This is a genomic window from Testudinibacter sp. P27/CKL/0425, from assembly GCF_052931395.1.
This window is the reverse complement of sequence record NZ_CM128801.1, coordinates 1,687,125-1,707,283: the sequence shown is the minus strand read 5'-3', so window position 1 is coordinate 1,707,283 and position 20,159 is coordinate 1,687,125. Positions and strand designations below refer to the sequence as shown.

At 45.4% G+C, this 20,159-nt stretch carries 12 protein-coding genes; 6 read left to right on the top strand and 6 right to left on the bottom strand.

The window, feature by feature from the left end; translation table 11 throughout:
• Positions 1-132: 132 nt before the first annotated feature.
• Positions 133-3,300, top strand: a complete 3,168-nt coding sequence (locus ACUHGC_RS08520; protein WP_446832914.1) for an exo-alpha-sialidase — start codon at positions 133-135, stop codon at positions 3,298-3,300.
• A gap of 203 nt (positions 3,301-3,503) precedes the next feature.
• On the opposite strand, the gene ACUHGC_RS08515 is transcribed toward ACUHGC_RS08520, so the two are convergent.
• Complete coding sequence (locus ACUHGC_RS08515; RefSeq protein WP_446832913.1) at positions 3,504-3,695, bottom strand: ecotin family protein; 192 nt, start codon at positions 3,693-3,695, stop codon at positions 3,504-3,506.
• Between the two features lie 129 nt (positions 3,696-3,824).
• Here ACUHGC_RS08515 and ACUHGC_RS08510 point away from each other — a divergent pair, with 129 nt between their 5' ends.
• Positions 3,825-4,712, top strand: coding sequence for an IS256 family transposase, variant Zn-binding type (locus ACUHGC_RS08510; protein WP_446834810.1), 888 nt, complete (start codon positions 3,825-3,827; stop codon positions 4,710-4,712).
• A gap of 151 nt (positions 4,713-4,863) precedes the next feature.
• On the opposite strand, the gene ACUHGC_RS08505 is transcribed toward ACUHGC_RS08510, so the two are convergent.
• A complete protein-coding gene (locus ACUHGC_RS08505; protein WP_446832912.1) occupies positions 4,864-6,150 on the bottom strand; it encodes a citrate synthase in 1,287 nt (428 codons plus the stop codon).
• A gap of 373 nt (positions 6,151-6,523) precedes the next feature.
• On the opposite strand from ACUHGC_RS08505, the gene sucA reads away from it, so the two are divergent.
• The 4 genes from sucA (at position 6,524) to sucD (ending at position 12,852) form a co-directional block, all read left to right on the top strand.
• Positions 6,524-9,334, top strand: a complete 2,811-nt coding sequence (gene sucA, locus ACUHGC_RS08500) for a 2-oxoglutarate dehydrogenase E1 component (RefSeq protein WP_446832911.1) — start codon at positions 6,524-6,526, stop codon at positions 9,332-9,334.
• 69 nt (positions 9,335-9,403) lie between these two features.
• The gene (odhB, locus tag ACUHGC_RS08495) at positions 9,404-10,621 is read left to right on the top strand and encodes a 2-oxoglutarate dehydrogenase complex dihydrolipoyllysine-residue succinyltransferase (RefSeq protein ID WP_446832910.1); all 1,218 of its coding nucleotides are present in this window, start codon (positions 9,404-9,406) and stop codon (positions 10,619-10,621) included.
• A gap of 195 nt (positions 10,622-10,816) precedes the next feature.
• The gene (sucC, locus tag ACUHGC_RS08490) at positions 10,817-11,983 is read left to right on the top strand and encodes an ADP-forming succinate--CoA ligase subunit beta (protein WP_446832909.1); all 1,167 of its coding nucleotides are present in this window, start codon (positions 10,817-10,819) and stop codon (positions 11,981-11,983) included.
• Positions 11,983-12,852, top strand: a complete 870-nt coding sequence (gene sucD, locus ACUHGC_RS08485) for a succinate--CoA ligase subunit alpha (protein ID WP_446832908.1) — start codon at positions 11,983-11,985, stop codon at positions 12,850-12,852. The genes sucC and sucD overlap by 1 nt, the downstream gene beginning before the upstream one ends.
• Before the next feature lie 81 nt (positions 12,853-12,933).
• On the opposite strand, the gene ACUHGC_RS08480 is transcribed toward sucD, so the two are convergent.
• The 4 genes from ACUHGC_RS08480 to aroA form a co-directional block, all read right to left on the bottom strand.
• On the bottom strand, positions 12,934-14,862 hold the full coding sequence (locus ACUHGC_RS08480) for an ABC transporter ATP-binding protein (RefSeq protein WP_446832907.1): 1,929 nt from the start codon (positions 14,860-14,862) through the stop codon (positions 12,934-12,936).
• 890 nt (positions 14,863-15,752) lie between these two features.
• Positions 15,753-17,090, bottom strand: coding sequence for an argininosuccinate synthase (gene argG, locus ACUHGC_RS08475; RefSeq protein WP_446832906.1), 1,338 nt, complete (start codon positions 17,088-17,090; stop codon positions 15,753-15,755).
• Positions 17,091-17,265: 175 nt separating this feature from the next.
• Complete coding sequence (locus tag ACUHGC_RS08470; RefSeq protein WP_446832905.1) at positions 17,266-18,621, bottom strand: patatin-like phospholipase family protein; 1,356 nt, start codon at positions 18,619-18,621, stop codon at positions 17,266-17,268.
• Between the two features lie 55 nt (positions 18,622-18,676).
• A complete protein-coding gene (gene aroA / locus ACUHGC_RS08465; RefSeq protein WP_446832904.1) occupies positions 18,677-19,981 on the bottom strand; it encodes a 3-phosphoshikimate 1-carboxyvinyltransferase in 1,305 nt (434 codons plus the stop codon).
• Between the last annotated feature and the right edge of the window lie 178 nt (positions 19,982-20,159).

Sequence of the window (20,159 nt, the reverse complement as noted above, 5' to 3'; positions counted from 1 at the left end):
TCCAATATTTTTATATTGGTCATTTACTCCAAAAATAAAAACTGTATTTTACAATGGTTAGATTAAATATCTACACAATCAATCTTTTTATAACCGTTTCACTTGGCAAAAGTGCCAGTTTGGAGAAGTTTTATGAGAAAATTAGCCACAATTTCAGCTGTTATTTCAAGTATATTAGTATCGAATGTATCTGCTGCTAGTCAACCAATAACCGATAAAGCGGCTATGGGTGTCATTTCCCATGAGGAAATCAAACTTTTTGATAAAAGTTTAACTGAGCAAGGAAGTGAAAATGTCCCAATTTGGCGCATTCCCTCTTTACTTAGAACAAAAGACGGCGTATTAATCGCTGCAGCAGATAAACGCTGGCAACATCGCGGCGACTGGGGGGATATTGATACAGCAATTCGTATTAGTACAGATGATGGAAAAACTTGGAGTGAGATCACCACCATTATGGATTTAACTTCCCAGTACTCAAACCCAGAACATACGATGTCAACCAATGCTTGGGGGGACAGAAATAACTGTCCAAATAATAGAACGTGTACTTCTGCATTTTTAATTGATGCGCAAATGGTACAAGATAAAAACAACGGGCGTATTTTTATGGCAGTAGATATGTTCCCAGAAAGCGCAGGTCTTTCTGATGCCTCTTGGGGGAATGGCGTAAAAGATTTTGGTAGCGGTTATGTGAATATTGGTGGCAAGCACTATCTAAAGCTAAAAAATGGAGATCAAACTTATACATTGAGAGAAAATGGAGAAGTTTTTGATCAAAATAACAATAAAACCGCCTATAAAGTAACAACTATTGGAGATCCCGCAAAGAACTTTCAAGATCTTGGCAATGTAACCGATGAAAATGGAAATATCTTAGGCAACATTTATTTAAAACAAGACAAAAATAACAACAATGTTCCTTTCACCGCCCCTAATGCATCTTATTTTTGGCTCACCCACTCTGATGACAATGGAAAAACTTGGTCAAGCCCAATTGATTTGACATGGCAAATAAAAAAAGATTGGATGCGCTTTTTAGGTACTGGTCCTGGCGTGGGTATTCAGACTAAAATTGGTAATTTACTTCTCCCTGTTTATTACATTAATAGAAATGGAAAGCAGTCTTCTGCACTTATTATCAGTAAAGATGGCGGAAAGACTTGGGATTTAGGTCAAAGTCCAAATGATAATCGTCCACAATTGAATGGACAAAACTCCGAAACCTTAAATAATTCCAATTCTGGAAATGAATTAACTGAATCTCAATTAATTGAGCTGGATAATGGTGATCTCAAATTATTTGTGAGAAATAACAGTGGCAAGGTCATTATGTCCACTTCAAAAGATGGTGGCTATACTTGGAGTGATACTGAAAAAGTGGCTGACTTGAAACACGGCTATTCTCAGCTGTCGGTCATTAAGTATTCCAAAAAAATCAATGGCAAAGAATATATCATTTTCTCTGGTCAATCGGTTGAAGGCACTGGGGGGGATGCTCTCCGTCGTGATGGGAAGCTTTTCTTGGGTGAAGTTCAAGCAGATGGAAGCATTAAGTGGGATACGACGAATTTAGTTAGAGAAATAACAAGCACGGGGAAGGCTAACAATAAACCAAATGGTTATGTCTATAGCTCAATGGCAGAGCTTGGTGACGGCAGTATTGGATTAGCTTATGAAAATACAACGGAATATACTACTATTATGTATCTTCCGATTGAAATGCAGGAATTTTTCTGGAAAGTCGGCAAGGTATTTAGTGACATCCGACAAAAACTCCCATTAACGTTTACTTATTCCGGTGAAAAAGAAATTGAAAAAATCGGCGATGGTATTGCCATTAAGCAAGGCACAGGAGACAGCTTAGGGGCGGTAAAAGTCAGTGAAGGTACTTTAGTCTTAGATCAAAAGCCCGATGAACAAGGGAAAAATAAAGCATTCACAACGGTTACTCTGACAAACACCACCAATCCTGAAAGTCCTGGCATCGTACGCATTGAAGGGGTACAAAACATTGACAACTTAACGGTAGAAGATGGCGCGTTAGGGCATATTCAATTCACTGTGACGGGTAAGAATACACCGAAACTAACAGTGAATAATCAAATTTCAGCGAAAGAAGTTAGATTACAAGTCGACTTACAGAAAAAGCTGAAACCTAATACCAAGGGTTATTACCATGCTCATGGTGAAGAACTCGTCGTCTTTAACGGCCCTCAAAGCATTAACTGGGCGTTAGTCAATGGAGATCAAATCGCTGGAATGTATGTTTATACGCTGGCAGATGTTGCTAATATTGACGGAAAACACGCCATTTATTTGACCAATAAATTGATTACTTCTGACGGCAAAGCAATTTTACCGACTGCTCCGCTCTTAGCACCACAAACCGTCAATGCCCGTCCACAAGTCAACCCTGTATTGGCGTCGTATTTAACTGCCGATTTGGCAATGAGTAACATGAGCGAACAAATCCACACCAGATTTATGCAGGAAAGTCGTTTGCTGTCTGAGCAAAGGCGTAATATTTTTGTAAAATACCTTAACGGAAAACAAAAATATGCGACAAACCTCGGCTTTGTAGATTATGGTTATGACTTTGACTCAAGTTACAATGGCGTAATGCTCGGTGGTCAGTTATGGCATTCAGCAGATAAACGGCACCAATTTTATCTTGCAGGAAATAAAACACGCTACAATGTGACCCCAAAAGCAATTGATGGCAGCTCCAAAGGCAGCTACAAAAGTTGGGGGGTAAATGCCGGTTTACATAATAAGTTAAGCAATAATGTTGCTCTTGATATTTCTACGGCGTATCAACACCACAAAGGTAACATTGCTGCCGCTAGCGATACGGTTAAAGGCAATACTTTCATTATTGGCGTTACCACTAGTTACCACTATAAACTGAACGAAAAGTTGTCGCTGATACCAATATTCGGATTACACTACTTAGAAACACCGATTGCCAATATTACTGATAACGTCAATAACGTACAATTAAAATACGACAATTTGAAAGCGCTGAAAACCAATTTAGGGGTTGGTGTAAGCTATAGTGTTGGTATGTTTGAATTGAAAGGACAGCTATCTTATGCTATCTATCATCAAAAACAACGCCAGCTGTATGTTGATGATGTTGCCTATAAACAGGGCAAACTGGCAAATACATTGGGCATCACAAGTCAATTGATTGCTAAAATCACACCAAAACTTGCATTATCTACCGATATTGGTTTCCAACGTGCACGTAGTAAACAGCAGCATGCTTTAGGCGTCGGGCTTCGTTACCAATTCTAGGATAATTTTCTAAGTGATATAGAAATATTATCGCATAAATCTAATCTGACGGTCATCTATTTAAACCAGGGATACTGTCAGATTGGGACTGTTATTTTACATATTTAAAAGAGTATGACTAGACTCTTTTATTTCTTCAGTTTTCAAGCACCGTATCTGTAATGATTGTACTGGCTTTGCTTGATTCTACTATAATTAATTATTTATTTATTTTGAATGTTAGCGGGTTGAATAGCTTCTGATGTTGACCACAGCCGGTAGCTGATTTTAACCTCCTTCGGCGCATAAATGACAATTGGCAATTTGCTGTTGTAACCAATGCTGGCATTATCTAAATGCACGGGAATATCTGCTTCAATCATTTTACCATCGGGGCAGCCTTTCATAGTGGACATACGGCTACTGATATTGGGCATAGTAGACAAAAATGTGGCTGAAATCTCGCTTAATCCCTTATAGAATAAGGCGTTAAGTGAGATTTTTTAAAATGACCAAAAAATTGCTATTTCTGTGGTTCAGAACACATTAAAAAACACGGTAAAAATTCAGGCAAGCAACGCTATAAATGCTTGGATTGTTTACGGACATATTCTCACACAAATTACCTTCAATCCGCCCAAATCTGGCACGATTACACCGTCGGAAAACAGACGTATAAGCAGCTTGCGTTAACCTATGATTGTTCGGTCAGGACTATCCAAAGGCACCTGAAAAAAGCCCCTAAAACGCCACTCAGCACACCGCAAACCACAATGTTGAATCTTATTATGGATGTCACTTTTTTCGGGCCACAATTCGGCGTATTAGTCATAATGGATTCCCGCTCAAAAAAGGTGATTTACCACCAAATCGTTCGTACCGAAAAGGACATTTACTATACCAAAGCCATCAATCGATTGCGTAAAAAAGGATTTATTATTCAATCTATTACTTGCGATGGGCGACGGGGCTTATTGAAAGATATATTTAATACGCCAACCCAAATGTGCCAATTTCACCTTGTTGCAATGGTGATTCGCAAGCTGACGAGAAACCCTAAATCCGTTGCCGGAAAGGAACTGAAAACAATGGTTAAAACACTCAAGCAGAGTCACAAAAATGACTTTTATGTCCGTTTGCATCACTGGTTTTTGCAGCATAAAGCTTACTTAGAAGAACGGTCTGATATACCCGATAATCAGGGTAAATTTCCTTATAAACATCGCAAATTGAGAGGGGCTTATGCCAGTATTAAACGCTATATGGATTACTTGTTTGTCTTTGAAAAATACCCGGAGTTACGGATAGAAAAAACGACAAATCGGCTGGAAGGGCTGTTTAAGGATTTAAAGCAGAAATTATCCGTTCATAATGGACTAAACCGAAGGAATAAGATTATGTTTATACAGGATTTTTTGAATAAAAAGAGCTAGAAAAACTAGCGCTTTAAGAGGAGTAGCCACAAAAATGTCTAATAGAAGCTTAGATCTCAAAATCAGCCACATTTTTGGCTACTATGCCAAAAAACCGCACTTGGTCTGCGATCTGCGCCAAGTGCGGTTTGTCTCACATATTCGTGACGAATTATGCTTTATCCATCGGTTCAAAATCCCGCTTCGAGTGTCCGACATACAACTGGCGCGGACGCACAATTTTAATTGCACCTTGGTTGTACATCTCTTTCCAATGTGCAATCCAGCCGACTGTTCTGGCTAACGCGAACATCACGGTAAACATTGAAACCGGAATGCCGATAGCTTTCAAAATAATGCCCGAATAGAAATCCACGTTTGGATACAGTTTATGATCGACAAAATACGGATCACTTAAGGCAATACGTTCCAGTTCCATTGCCACATCTAATAACGGATTCTGAATATTCAGCTCTTTCAACACTTCGTGGCAAGTTTGACGCATCACTTTGGCGCGCGGATCGTAGTTTTTATACACCCGATGTCCGAAGCCCATTAAACGGAACGGATCGTTTTTATCTTTAGCTTTTTCAATATATTCCGGAATTCGATCAACACTGCCGATCTCCTCTAACATATTGATACAGGCTTCATTGGCGCCGCCATGTGCCGGCCCCCAGAGCGAAGCGATCCCCGCCGCAATACAAGCAAACGGATTCGCGCCGGACGATGCGGCGGTGCGCACGGTCGAGGTTGAGGCGTTTTGTTCGTGATCGGCGTGCAGAATAAAGATTTTATCCATTGCTTTTTCCAACACCGGATTGACCACATACGGCTCACATGGATTAGCAAACATCATGTATAAGAAATTGCCGGAGAAAGACAGGTGGCGCTGCGGATACATAAACGGCTGTCCGATGGAATATTTGTAACACATCGCTGCCAAGGTTGGCATTTTTGCCAACAGACGATAAGCGGTTAATTCGCGATGGTAAATATTATTGACATCAATAGAGTCGTGATAGAACGCTGCCAATGCGCCGCTGACCCCGCACATAATCGCCATCGGGTGGGAATCTCGACGGAAACCGTGGAAAAAGCGTGAAATTTGTTCGTGCACCAAAGTATGTTTTTTAACCCGTGCTTCAAACGCTTTGTACTGCTCTTTATTCGGTCTTTCGCCGAATAATAATAGATAGGATACTTCCAAATAATCGGCATTTTCCGCCAATTGCTCAATCGGATAGCCCCGATGCAGCAGCACGCCCTCGTCGCCGTCGATATAGGTGATCGCAGATTGACACGAGGCGGTTGACATAAAGCCCGGATCATAGGTAAACAAATGGTTTTTAACTAATGATTGAACATCTACCGCATCATACCCCAAGACTGCACGATGAACATCCAGCTCAAGCTCACGCCCATCACTTATTGATAATGTTGCTTTTAATTCCGACATGATCACTCCCTATGTTAGATTTTTGTTAATGATTAATTCATTTTATACTGCAAACTTCCCAGGTGGTGCTCTTTTATTAGCACAAATAAAAGGCTTATGTAAAATGGCTTTTCAACAATTTAGTCATTTCGTTGCCAAATTTAAAGTGGCTTTTGCACAAAATGTTACTTTTTTGTAAAAACTTCTAGGCAGGTCACATTATAAAAAAATTTTTTCGGTATAATTGCCAGTGTAAATATAAATATGACGGTTTTACGGTAAATACGATTTTTTTATTTGGTTATCCGGAATAAAATGTTAAATTTACTGATAAAATAGATATTTATCTTATATAGTTAATCTTATTTAGTTATCTTAAAAAGGTCAGGTAGTTATGCGACAAAACGGTGCTATGCAGGATTGGCTTGACTCCAGCGCATTGGGCGGAGCCAACCAAACTTATGTCGAACAAGTCTATGAAGACTATCTCAATGATCCGCAAAGTGTGGACTCCAGCTGGAAACAAATCTTCGATAATTGGCCGAAACCGACGGTAGTAGAACAGGCGCACACACCGGTTCGAGAATATTTCCGTGAGCTTGCCAGAGAAAACACCAATAAAACCGGAACCTACACCATTATTGATCCTAGCGCCAGTCGTCGATTAGTTCGCGTGTTGCAATATATTAATGCGTTTCGTTATCGCGGGCATTTACGCGCTGATTTAGATCCGTTAAAAATGTGGAAACGTCTGTCCGTGCCGAATTTGGATTATCAATTTTACGGACTGGAAGATAAAAATTTAGACGAAGAATTTAATATCGGCGGCTATGTGTATGATATGGAAAACATCACCTTGCGCGAACTGTCCGAAAAACTGAATGCCACCTACTGCGACACTATCGGGCTGGAATTTATGCACATTCACAATATTGAAGTGCGTAACTGGTTGCAGAAAAAAATGGAAGCCCGCCTCAACAAACCGCTATTTAGCGATGAAGAAAAGCAAACTTACCTGCAAGAATTAACCGCCGCCGAAGGGCTTGAGCGTTATTTAGGCGCAAAATTCCCCGGAGCAAAACGTTTTTCCTTGGAAGGAAGCGACGCGTTTATCCCGCTGATGAAAGAGATCATTCGCCATGCCGGTAAATTCGGTGCGAAAGATGTGGTAATGGGCATGGCGCACCGCGGGCGCTTGAATATGCTGGTGAATGTGTTAGGGAAAAAACCGGCGGAGCTGTTTGAAGAATTTGCAGGTAAACATAGCCATGATCGCACCGGCGATGTGAAATATCACCAAGGGTTTTCATCAAACTTTATGACCGATAACGGTCCAGTGCATTTATCACTGGCGTTTAATCCGTCGCATTTGGAAATCGTCAGCCCGGTTGTGATCGGCTCGGTTCGCGCGCGTCAAACACGGTTGCAGGATAATGAGCGCAATAAAGTGCTTGCCATCACTGTGCATGGCGATTCCGCCGTAACCGGACAAGGGATTATTCAAGAAACCCTGAATATGTCGGCAACCCGCGGCTACACCATCGGCGGCGCAATTCGCGTGGTGATCAACAATCGTATCGGTTTCACCACTTCTTATACCGGTGACACTCGCTCCACCGAATATTGTACCGATATCGCCAAAATGGTCGATGCGCCGATTATTCATGTGAACGGCGACGATCCGGAAGCGGTAATTTATGCTGCGCGCATGGCGGTGGAATATCGGGCAAAATTCAAAAAAGACATTTTTATCGATCTGGTTTCCTATCGCCGTCACGGGCACAATGAAGCCGACGAACCGTCTGCCACCCAGCCGATGATGTACAAACAGATCAAAAAACACCCGCCCCCGCGCAAAGTATATGCCGATCGTCTAGTTGCAGAAAATGTGCTGAGCGACGATCGCAGCTTTGAAATGATGAACGAATATCGCGATGCGCTAGACAACGGCGAATGTGTAGTCAAAGAGTGGCGGGAGTTGGATCGCAATTCAATCGAATGGCTGAACTATTTGGATCACGATTGGACCGCTCACTATGAAAACCGTTTCCCGAAAGAGCGGTTTGTGGCACTGGCGAAAAAAATCTGCCTATACCCGGATTCGCATAAACTGCACAATCGGGTGAAAAAAATCTACGAAGATCGCGAATTAATGGCAAACGGCGAAAAACCGTTTGACTGGGGCATGGCGGAAATTATGGCTTACGCCACCATGTTAGACGACGGCAGTTCAATCCGCTTATCCGGTGAAGATTCCGGACGTGGAACTTTCTTCCATCGCCACGCAGTACTGCATAATCAAGAAGACGGCACTTATTACATTCCGTTAGCCAACTTGCATAACCAGCAAGGGCGGTTTGAAGTTTGGGATTCGGTGTTATCAGAAGAAGCGGTGTTGGCGTATGAATACGGTTACGCCACCTCCGATCCGAAAACACTGGTGATTTGGGAAGCTCAATTCGGCGATTTTGCCAACGTAGCGCAAGTGGTTATCGATCAGTTCATCAGCTCCGGCGAACAAAAATGGGGCAGAATGTGCGGTTTGACCATGCTACTGCCGCACGGCTATGAAGGGCAAGGCCCGGAACACTCCTCCGCCCGCTTAGAGCGCTATCTGCAACTGTGTGCCGAAGAAAACATTCAAGTTTGTGTGCCGTCAACTCCAGCGCAAGTTTACCATATGTTGCGCCGCCAAATGGTTCGCCCGATGCGTCGTCCGCTGATTGCACTGACGCCGAAATCGTTGTTGCGACATCCCTTGGCGATTTCCGACATGTCGGAGCTGTTGGAAGGCACGTTCCAAACCGTCTTACCGGAACTTGACGATTTAGATCCGAAAGCGGTTGAACGTGTGGTACTCTGCTCCGGCAAAGTCTACTACGATTTATTAGAAAAACGCCGTGAAAATCAGCAAACTAATGTCGCGCTGATCCGGATCGAACAGCTTTATCCTTATCCGGGCGAAGATGTATTGGCGGCTCTACAGCCATACCAACACGTTAAAGATTTTATCTGGTGCCAGGAAGAGCCGTTAAACCAAGGCGCATGGTATTGCAGCCAACATAATTTCCGCACTTCGCTGCCGGCGGGCGCGAGCTTAAATTATGTCGGTCGAGTGGCTTCCGCCTCTCCGGCAACCGGCTTTGCTTCATTGCACACCACCCAGCAAAAAGCGTTGGTGGAAGAAGCATTATCCGTTGAATAAGTCATAAATGAATAACTGACATCCGTATCATTTCATTTGTATAAATTTTTAAATTGAAAGGATCTAAATATGAGCAATATTGATATTTTAACCCCTGTACTACCGGAATCCGTCGCCGACGCCACCGTCGCCACTTGGCATAAAAAAGTCGGGGACAGTGTTGTTCGCGATGAAGTTTTAGTCGAAATCGAAACCGACAAAGTCGTGCTGGAAGTGCCCGCCGCAATCGATGGCGTGTTAGAGTCTATTCTGCATGAAGAAGGTGCAACCGTGGTCAGCAATGATTTGCTCGGTAAACTGAAACCGACTTCCGCTGCCGGCACCGTTACCAAAGACACCGTCAGCGAACCGGCCTCAACTCCGGCGGGGCGCCACCATGCGGAACTCAGCACCGAAGAAAGTGGCGGCAATGACAACTTAAGCCCGTCCGTGCGCCGCCTGTTGGCTGAAAACAATATTGATTCTTCCGATATTCAAGGCTCCGGTGTTGGCGGGCGAATCACGCGCGAAGATATCGACACTTACCTTGCCAAACAATCATCCGAAATTCACAAAGAAGGCACCGACAGCTCTGTCGCGTTGGCAAACCGCAGTGAAAAACGCGTGCCGATGACTCGTTTGCGTAAACGTGTTGCCGAACGCCTGCTCGAAGCCAAAAACAGCACCGCGATGCTGACCACCTTCAACGAAGTCGATATGTCGCCGATTATGCAGCTGCGTAAAACCTACGGCGAAAAATTTGAAAAACGCAATAACGTGCGTTTAGGTTTTATGTCGTTCTATATCAAAGCCGTAGTGGAAGCATTAAAACGCTATCCTGAAGTAAATGCCTCCATTGACGGCGAAGACATTGTTTATCATAACTACTTTGACATCAGCATTGCGGTTTCCACGCCGCGTGGTTTGGTGACGCCGGTGCTGAAAAATTGCGATAAGCTGACCATGGCGGAAATCGAACAACAAATCAAAGAATTGGCGCAAAAAGGACAAGAAGGCAAACTGACCGTTGACGATCTGACCGGCGGCAACTTCACTATCACCAACGGCGGCGTGTTTGGTTCGTTGATGTCCACTCCGATCATCAACCCACCGCAAAGTGCCATTTTGGGGATGCACGCGATAAAAGAGCGCCCGATTGCCTTAGACGGTCAAGTGGTGATTCGCCCGATGATGTATCTGGCACTTTCCTACGATCACCGTTTAATCGACGGACGGGAATCAGTCGGTTTCTTGGTGACGATTAAAGAGTTGTTGGAAGATCCAACGCGTATTTTGTTGGAGATTTAATCCAAGAAAAACCGAAATCGAGGCGGGTTCAAAACCCGCCTAACTCGCAAGATGTGATTCAGCATTTAACCTACAAAGGAAAATGCAAAGTGCGGTTTGAGAGCGAGCAATCTGCCCTTAACCCCTATAAATGATGGTAAATCAATGATTTATTTATTCATCAGAACTAATCCACAGTTGCAATAAGGACACTCAATGAACTTGCATGAATACCAGAGTAAAAAAATCTTTGCAGACTATCAAATTCCGGTTCCGGTCGGCTATACCTGCCAAACGGTCGAACAATTACTTGACGCTGCGAATAAACTCGGCGGTGATACTTGGGTCGCCAAATGTCAAGTCCACGCAGGCGGACGCGGCAAAGCGGGCGGCGTAAAATTAGTTAAAGGCGAAGCCGAAATCAAAGCGTTCGCCGAGCAATGGTTTGGTAAACGTTTAGTCACCCTTCAAACCGACAAAAACGGACAGCCGGTCAATACGATTTATCTCGAACAATGTTCATCAATTAAAAAAGAGCTTTACCTAAGTGCGGTTTTGGATCGCAGTTCGCAAACCGTCGTGGTGATGGCGTCGACCGAAGGCGGAATGAATATTGAAGAAGTGGCGGAAGAAACGCCGGAATTACTGCATAAAGTCAGCCTCGATCCGCTATTGGGCGGAATGCCGTATCAAGGCAGACAACTGGCGTTTAAATTAGGCTTGCAAGGCGATCAAATCAAGCAATTCAGCCATATTTTCACCCAATTGGCAAAACTGTTCATAGAAAAAGATCTCGCCTTGGTGGAAGTCAATCCGCTGGTAATTTTAGACAACGATCAACTGTTCTGCCTGGATGCCAAAATTGTCACCGATAGCAACGCCACCTATCGCCACCCGGATTTGCAGGCGATGCAAGATCCGAGCCAAGAAGATCCGCGCGAAGCACTGGCGGAAAAATGGCAATTGAACTATGTAGCGCTCGACGGCAATATCGGCTGCATGGTGAACGGCGCCGGCTTGGCAATGGGCACAATGGATATCATCAAACTGCACGGCGGACAACCGGCAAACTTCCTCGATGTCGGCGGTGGCGCGACCAAAGAGCGAGTGGCGGAAGCATTTAAAATTATTCTGTCCGACAGCGCAGTGAAAGCGGTGCTGGTGAATATTTTCGGCGGAATCGTACGTTGCGATCTGATCGCCGACGGGATTATTGCGGCGGTCAGCGAAGTGGGCGTGACCATTCCGGTGGTAGTGCGTCTGGAAGGCAACAATGCGCCGTTAGGGCGTGAAATTCTGGCAAACAGCGGGTTAAACATCATTGCCGCAAACAGTTTGGCTGATGCGGCTAAATCTGTAGTCGCCGCAGCGGAGGAAAAATAATGTCTATTTTAATTGATAAAAACACCAAAGTCATTTGCCAAGGTTTCACCGGCGGACAAGGTACCCTCCACTCCGAGCAAGCCCTTGCCTACGGCACACAATTAGTCGGCGGCACCTCTCCGGGCAAAGGCGGTAGCACTCATTTAGGCTTGCCGGTTTTTAACACCGTCGCCGAAGCCGTACAAGCCACCGGCGCCACCGCCAGTGTGATTTATGTTCCAGCGCCGGGTTGTAAAGACGCAATTTTAGAAGCGATTGACGCGGGTATTCAACTGATTATCTGTATCACCGAAGGCATTCCGACCTTGGATATGCTGGCAGTGAAGCAAAAATTAAACCAAACCGGCGTGCGAATGATCGGACCAAACTGCCCCGGCGTTATCACCCCGGATGAATGCAAAATCGGCATTATGCCGGGCAGCATTCACAAAAAAGGCAAAGTCGGAATCGTTTCCCGCTCCGGCACGCTAACCTATGAAGCGGTGAAACAAACCACCGATTGCGGCTTAGGGCAATCCAGTTGTGTGGGCATCGGCGGCGATCCGATTCCGGGTTCAAGCTTTATCGATATTCTGGCACTGTTCGAGCAAGATCCGGAAACCGAAGCCATCGTGATGATCGGCGAAATCGGCGGCTCGGCGGAAGAAGAGGCTGCCGCTTATATCAAACAGCACGTCAGCAAACCGGTAGTTTCCTACATTGCCGGCGTAACTGCGCCGAAAGGCAAACGCATGGGGCATGCCGGTGCGATAATCAGCGGCGGCAAAGGCACGGCGGATGAAAAATTTGCCGTGTTAGAAGCCGCAGGTGTCACCACCGTGCGCAGTCTGGCGGAAATCGGCGATGCACTGTTGAAAGTGATGAAATAATCAGACAGTTAAACGGTTTATGCAGATAAACCGTTTTTTGACTAACATAAAAAAGTGCGGTTTAAACCGCACTTTAATTGATTACAGATTGCCGTTACTCATATTTTCCAACTGTTCCCAACGTTCTAAACTCTGTTCCAATTGCTGCTCTTTTTCAGCTAAACGTTGCAACGTTTGGCTGGTGTATTGATGATCTTTTTCAAAAAATGCACTGCTGCCGACTTCCGCTTGTAATGCTTCAATTTCCGCTTCCAGTGTTTCCAACAGTTGCGGCAACTGCTCCAGCTCGCGCTGCTCTTTAAAGTTCAGTTTCACCTTGCGATCTGCGGTTTTCAGCTTAGCTTTTTTGTCCTCTTCCGCCTGAACCGCACTTGGTGGCGTATCGCTTACTTTTTGCTGAAGGGTGGCGAAATAATTTTGTTGCTGCTGTTTTGCATCGCTGTAGCCACCGACATAATGATTCAATACGCCGTTGCCCTCAAAGAAATAGCACTCGGTGGCGGTGTTGTCGATAAACTGGCGATCATGGCTGACGATAATCAACGTGCCTTGATAATCACTCAAAATCTCTTCTAATAACTCCAGCGTTTCCACATCCAGATCATTGGTTGGTTCATCGAGAATCAACAGATTATTCGGCTTCAATAACAGTTTTGCCAGCAACAAGCGATTACGTTCTCCGCCGGACAGCGCTTTCACCGGGCTCATCGCACGTTTCGGCGGAAACAGGAAATCTTGCAGGTAGCCCAACACATGGCGTTTATGTCCGTTGACTTCTACGTCTTGCTTGCCGTCCGCCACGTTATCCATCACACTTTTTTCCGGATCGAGATCAGCACGATACTGGTCAAAATAGGCGATATCCAGTTTGGTTCCCGACCGCACTTTGCCCTCAGTTGGCTGTAGTTGTTGCAATAACAGCTTGATAAACGTGGTTTTGCCACAACCATTCGGGCCGACCAGCGCGATTTTATCGCCACGTTGAATCGTGTCGCTGAACTGTTTTAACAGCACTTTATCGCCGATTTGGTAGCCTAAATTTTCAATTTCAAATACGATTTTGCCGGAGCGACTGGATTGATCAAGCTGAATTTTCGCCGTGCCAAGCACATCGCGCCGCTGGCGACGCTCCTCACGCAACGCTTTCAATGCCCGAACCCGCCCCTCATTGCGCGTGCGGCGGGCTTTGATTCCTTGTCGAATCCAGACTTCTTCCTGCGCCAATTTTTTGTCAAACAGTTCGTTTTGCAGCTCCTCAACGCGCAAATTTTCTTCTTTGGTGGTGAGATACAGATCGTAATTGCCGGGATACGACACCAATTTGCCACGATCCAAATCGACGATTCGGGTCGCCATTTTGCGGATAAAAGAGCGGTCGTGAGAAATGAAAATAATGCTGCCGCTAAATTCCAGTAAAAACGCTTCCAGCCAGTCAATAGCTTCAATGTCTAAATGGTTGGTCGGTTCGTCCAACAACAAAATATCCGGCTTGCTGACCAACGCTCTTGCCAGTGCCGCTTTGCGCTGCCAACCGCCGGATAAATCCGACAGCAAGGTGTCCGGATTCAGTTCCAGCCGTTTCAGCACATCTTGAATCCGCGTTTCCACCTGCCAGCCGTTGGCGTGATCCAGTGCATTTTGCACCTCTGCCAGCTGTTGCAGCAATTCGTCGGAATAATTATGCGCCAAATCATGGGAAAGGTGATGATATTGCTTGAGCAAATCGGCTAAATCGGCAATCCCCTCGGCAACATAATCAAACACGTTGTCTTCAACATGGCGCGGCGGATCTTGCTCTAAACGCGACACCACCACTCCGCTTTCCAGTTGCAGCGTGCCGTCATCAAGGGTTACTTCCCCCGCCAAAATTTTCATCAACGTCGATTTGCCCGCGCCATTGCGCCCCACCAAACAGACCCGCTCGCCCGCTTCAATATGCAAATCCGCATGATCGAGCAACGGGTGATCGCTAAACGAGAGATACGCATTGGTTAAATTCAGTAAAGCCAAAATAAGTCCTTATTAATCGCTAGAAATTGCGAGCGATTTTAGCAGTTTTACGCGGGGTTTTGTATGCTTAATATAAATTGATTTGGTGGGATATTGTACTTGGCTATTCTCTGTTGCTTGGATATTCAACTATCGAGTTTCGCCGATGGCGACTGACTTTTTTGCTCGTGCAAAAAAGTCAGCAAAAAAGCACGCCCCCTATTGCGCCGCTGCTCTTCGCTTACTGTGAATTTGCTTAACGGAAAATTTTTAATTCGCCCGCTATGCGGGCAGACTCGCTACGCTCAAACAAAAAAATTTCCCTGCAAATTTCACAGCCGCTCAGGCGGCGTAGAAGGGGGGAGTCAAAACACAATGCATAGCACTTTGACCTTTATCATGCCCCAACGGGACGGCACTATGCTTAACCGTACACAATAAATATGCGAATATCAACGATAGCATGAGCGGATATACAATCCACCTCTACCTTAACTATTTAAATAAAAAAGGAAAAATCAAAGTGCTATGCATTGGGTTTTAAATCCCCGTGATTTTGCGTTGAGCGGTTGCGGTAAATTTCAAGTTCGATTTGTCGTGTTTGAGCGCAGCGAGTTTACAAATCGAACGTAGAAATTCACAACAAGCGAAACAGAGCAAAATTTTCGGGGTGTCCTTTTTTTGCGTTCTTTTTTTTGGACAAGCAAAAAAAGAATGTCGCCATCGGCGAAACTCGATAGTTGAATATCCAAGCAACAGAGAATAATCAAAGTGCGGTTTGTGCTGGGCTGGCAAGCCCAGCCTGCGCATTCTCTAAAATATCATCAAAGACATTCAACCCCGATATCCCACAACAAAAAACCGCACTTTGATCGCTCAAAGTGCGGTTAGATTGTTTTAGTCAGTGCTGATTAGTCTTTTTTGCCTAATTGTGGCAATACGGAATCTTGACCGGCGATTAATAAGCCTGTTTGGGTGTAGATGCCCAATTTATCGCGGGTATCAACAATATCCAAGTTGCGCATGGTCAATTGACCGATACGATCTGCCGGGCTGAATGGGGCGTTTTCCACTTTTTCCATGCTCAAACGTTCAGCTTGATAGGTCAAGTTCGGGGAAACGGTGTCTAAAATAGAATAATCGTTACCACGACGCAGCTCTAATGTCACCTCGCCGGTTACTGCACGAGCAACCCAACGTTGTGCCGTTTCACGCAGCATTAAGGCTTGTGGATCGAACCAACGACCTTGATACAACAAACGTCCTAAACGCAAGCCGTTGATGCGGTATTGCTCAATGGTATCTTCGTTATGAATACCGCTAACCAAACGCTCATAAGCGATGTGCAATAACGCCATGCCCGGAGCTTCATAAATACCACGACTTTTCGCTTCGATAATGCGGTTTTCGATCTGATCGCTCATGCCTAAGCCATGACGACCACCGATACGGTTGGCTTCTAAAAACAGTTCGACCGGATCGTTGAATTCTTTACCGTTTAATGCCACCGGTATGCCTTCTTCAAAACGCACGCTCACTTCTTCGGCTTTCACTGCAACGTTTTCGTCCCAGAATGCCACGCCCATAATCGGTTTAACAATGCGAATGCCGGTGTTTAAAAACTCTAAGTCTTTGGCTTCGTGTGTTGCACCCAGCATATTGGAATCGGTGGAATACGCTTTTTCAACCGACATTTTGTAGTTGAAGCCGTTGGCGATTAAGAACTCGGACATTTCATGGCGTCCACCCAGTTCGTCGATAAACTGTTGGTCCAACCACGGTTTGTAGATTTTCAGATTCGGGTTGGTCAGCAAGCCGTAGCGATAGAAACGCTCGATGTCGTTGCCTTTAAAGGTGCTGCCGTCGCCCCAGATATTCACATCATCTTCTTTCATCGCCGCCACTAGCATGGTGCCGGTTACCGCACGCCCCAACGGGGTGGTGTTGAAATAGGTTACACCGCCGGTAGAGATATGAAACGCACCGCATTGAATGGCGGCAATCCCTTCGTGCGCCAGTTGAGTGCGGCAATCGATCAGGCGGGCATCTTCTGCGCCGTATTCTTTGGCTTTGCGTGGAATCGCATTGTAATCGTCCTCGTCAGGTTGCCCTAAATTTGCGGTATAAGCATAAGGCACCGCCCCTTTTTGGCGCATCCACAGCAGTGCCGCACTGGTATCCAAACCACCAGAGAAAGCAATACCGACTTTTTGACCTAACGGAAGCGTTTCAAGAATTGTCGCAGACATAAGAGTTCCTATTGTTTAAAAAGATAATTGATTAACGATAATCGTTGCGATGATGTACAGCGTATTTTGCGGTTGAATATTATGCGCTAAATCACATTTAAAGTCCATATTTAAATATAAATTCATTTTTGTGAATAAAAATTCACTTTGTTGTTCAAAAATCAGTTTATTGGCATTATTTAGCTAAAATTTGTAAGGCTTTTTGATATTCGTCCGACTGCTGCAACAGCATTTTTGCTGCTTGTTTTAGTTGGTTAACATTTTTCGGTGGCAAATAAAAGGAAGTGCTAATATTCAACACTTCATCACGCAGCACAGATTGCGGCAGATCTTTCAAATTTAAGCTGACAAAATGCAGCGTAACCCGCTTATCTTGATTCCCTCGCCCCAACTTTTCGTTCCATTCATCAGTAAAAATGCGAAAACGGCGCAAAGATTCTAAAGAATATTGATCGATCGGCACATTCACCACCGCATTGATCACATCGCTCAACCCCGGGATCGATGCCGTTTTATCAATATCGCTGCTGATTTGATTTTGTGCGTTAACATTGATCACCACAATATTGCGGATATTACCGTCCGTAATTTTTTGGTATAGCAAATCCTGCCCGTAAATATCGCCCATATCCAACAAGCTGCGCAGCCCCAGATTATCGGTTAAACCGCCGTCAATCAGGTGAATGAACGGGCGTTCCTCACTGTTTTGATATTGCGAGATCATCTGTTTGTATTCTTGCCGCGTTTTATCGCGCATTCCTTGCGCCTGCTGCATAACTTGCTGAATATCCGGCGGCATCTGAAATTGGCAATTGCCGCCATTGTTATTCAGAGTTAACGGCGAAAAAACTAACGGAACCGCACTTGATGCCGCCACGGCGCGCGCCACCTGCAAATCGCCGAGGTTCAGGCACATAATATCAAAAAATTCTTGGGTGAAATTGATCCGCTGCCCAATCGTCATATCCGTTGCGCTGATCACCGCAAAAGGCCCTTTGCGGTGTTTATCGAGATCGGAAAACGTTCTGCCCTTAAACAGCGCCTGATTCAATTGTTCTTGTAATAAATCGCCACGCCCAAATTCGGGCGAGGTCAAGCGCGGCAAGTTAGAAAGCGAAAATGCCTGTTTAATGATTTGGCTTTGAAAATCTTGCTTTAAAAATTTGTTCTCAAAATCCGGAATGGTTTGCGCCCCATGCAGCGCAAAATACGCCGCTAAAACCGAACCGCCGGAAACACCGTACACCATATCAACATTCTCTAGTAGGGTGTCGCCCCGACTGCTTGGTTTAATATTCGTCTCGGCAAGCTGTTCCAGCACGCCGTAGCCCAACGCAGCCGCGCACATGCCGCCACCGGAGAGCATTAAGATAATAAAGTGCTCGCTGTCGTTCTGTTGGCTAATCTGCTGCAACATTCGATACCCCTGATCGCGATCGACATTATCAATGGTGTCTATCGGCTGATATTTCACTAAATTGCAGCCAGTTAATACTGCGGCGGCAAAGAGTGTTAGGGCACGTTTTAGCATCGAATTATCCTTATAAAAAAGGCATACCCACAAGATATGCCTGATTAAAATCAACTTAGCGCGCTATCGCCAAAAATTCGTTAAAAAATGTCGGGAATGTTTTAGCAGTACAATTCGGATCAAGAATTGTCACCGGCGTATCAGAAAGCGCGATCAGTGCAAAACACATCGCCACACGGTGATCGTTGTAAGTCTCGATTTCCGCGTGTTTAAAACGGTTCAATTTCAGCGGCTGAATGCGAATATAATCTTCACCCTCTTCCACTTCCGCACCGACTTTTCGCAGTTCGGTCGCCATTGCGCTTAAGCGATCGGTCTCTTTCACTCGCCAATTGTAGATGTTACGGATCACCGTTTCACCTTCGGCAAAAAGTGCGGTGGTGGCAATGGTCATTGCCGCGTCGGGAATATGGTTCATATCCATATCAATACCGTGCAATGATCCTTTTTCCGCTTGAATAAAATTCAAGCCCCAAGTGATCTTCGCGCCCATTTTTTCCAACACATCGGCAAACAAGCGATCACCTTGAATACTGTTTTTGCCGATGCCGGTTACCCGTACGTTGCCTTTAATCGCCCCGGCGGCAAGAAAATAGGAGGCGGACGAAGCATCGCCTTCCACCAGATAATCGCCCGGCGCTTGATATTGCTGCAGTCCTTTGACCACAAAAGTACGGTAATCACGGTTTTCAACCTGCACACCGAAAATCGCCATCATGTTCAGTGTGATATCAATATACGGTTTAGAAACCAGTTCACCGATAATCTCAATTTCGGTGTCCGCCTGCGCCAACGGTGCCGCCATTAAAAGTGCGGTCAGAAATTGGCTGGAAACCGAACCGTCGATCCGCACTTTGCCGCCTTGCAAGCCGCTATTGCGAATCGCAATCGGCGGATAGCCGTCATTTTCCAGATAATCAATTTGCGCACCGGCTTGACGCAAAGCGTCAACCAGATGCTTAATCGGGCGCTCTTTCATGCGTGGCTCACCGGTCAAGACAATTTCAGCGTCTTGCGCCTGCGCCGCCCGCAGGCATAACGCCGCGGTCAACGGACGCATCGCAGTGCCGGCGTTGCCTAAAAACAGGGATAAGCCCGACGTCCAACGAAACGCACCGCCCAACCCTGTCACACGGCATTCGGTTTTATTTTCTGATAGATTATAACTGACGCCAAGCTGTTTTAGCGCATTTAACATGTGACGCACGTCATCACTGTCCAGCAAGTTGGTTACATTGGTAGTTCCGTTTGCCAGTGCCGCCAACAACAGCGCACGGTTAGATAAGCTTTTCGAACCGGGTAAATTGATTGTGCCTTCTACGCTGGCAATCGGGTTTAAAATGATTGAAGTCGGTTGCATATGTTATTCCATAAAATACGGTTATTCGGTGTAAGCTGTTGCCATGATATGTTGCTTCCCTCCCTCTGTCCTTCGGACATCTCCCTCCGCGCACGCGGAGGGAGAGAATGTTTCGGGTTTTTAGCCTCGCTTTTCGCCCTCTCCGCTGGCGGAGGGGGCTGCCGAAGGCTGGGGGAGG

Bases quoted from the DNA above. Each gene is read 5' to 3' on its own strand.
- ACUHGC_RS08520 (WP_446832914.1), top strand. From the start codon at position 133: ATGAGAAAATTAGCCACAATTTCAGCTGTTATTTCAAGTATATTAGTA.
- ACUHGC_RS08515 (WP_446832913.1), bottom strand. From the start codon at position 3,695: ATGTCCACTATGAAAGGCTGCCCCGATGGTAAAATGATTGAAGCAGAT.
- ACUHGC_RS08505 (WP_446832912.1), bottom strand. From the start codon at position 6,150: ATGTCGGAATTAAAAGCAACATTATCAATAAGTGATGGGCGTGAGCTT.
- sucA (WP_446832911.1), top strand. From the start codon at position 6,524: ATGCGACAAAACGGTGCTATGCAGGATTGGCTTGACTCCAGCGCATTG.
- odhB (WP_446832910.1), top strand. From the start codon at position 9,404: ATGAGCAATATTGATATTTTAACCCCTGTACTACCGGAATCCGTCGCC.
- sucC (WP_446832909.1), top strand. From the start codon at position 10,817: ATGAACTTGCATGAATACCAGAGTAAAAAAATCTTTGCAGACTATCAA.
- sucD (WP_446832908.1), top strand. From the start codon at position 11,983: ATGTCTATTTTAATTGATAAAAACACCAAAGTCATTTGCCAAGGTTTC.
- argG (WP_446832906.1), bottom strand. From the start codon at position 17,090: ATGTCTGCGACAATTCTTGAAACGCTTCCGTTAGGTCAAAAAGTCGGT.
- ACUHGC_RS08470 (WP_446832905.1), bottom strand. From the start codon at position 18,621: ATGCTAAAACGTGCCCTAACACTCTTTGCCGCCGCAGTATTAACTGGC.
- aroA (WP_446832904.1), bottom strand. From the start codon at position 19,981: ATGCAACCGACTTCAATCATTTTAAACCCGATTGCCAGCGTAGAAGGC.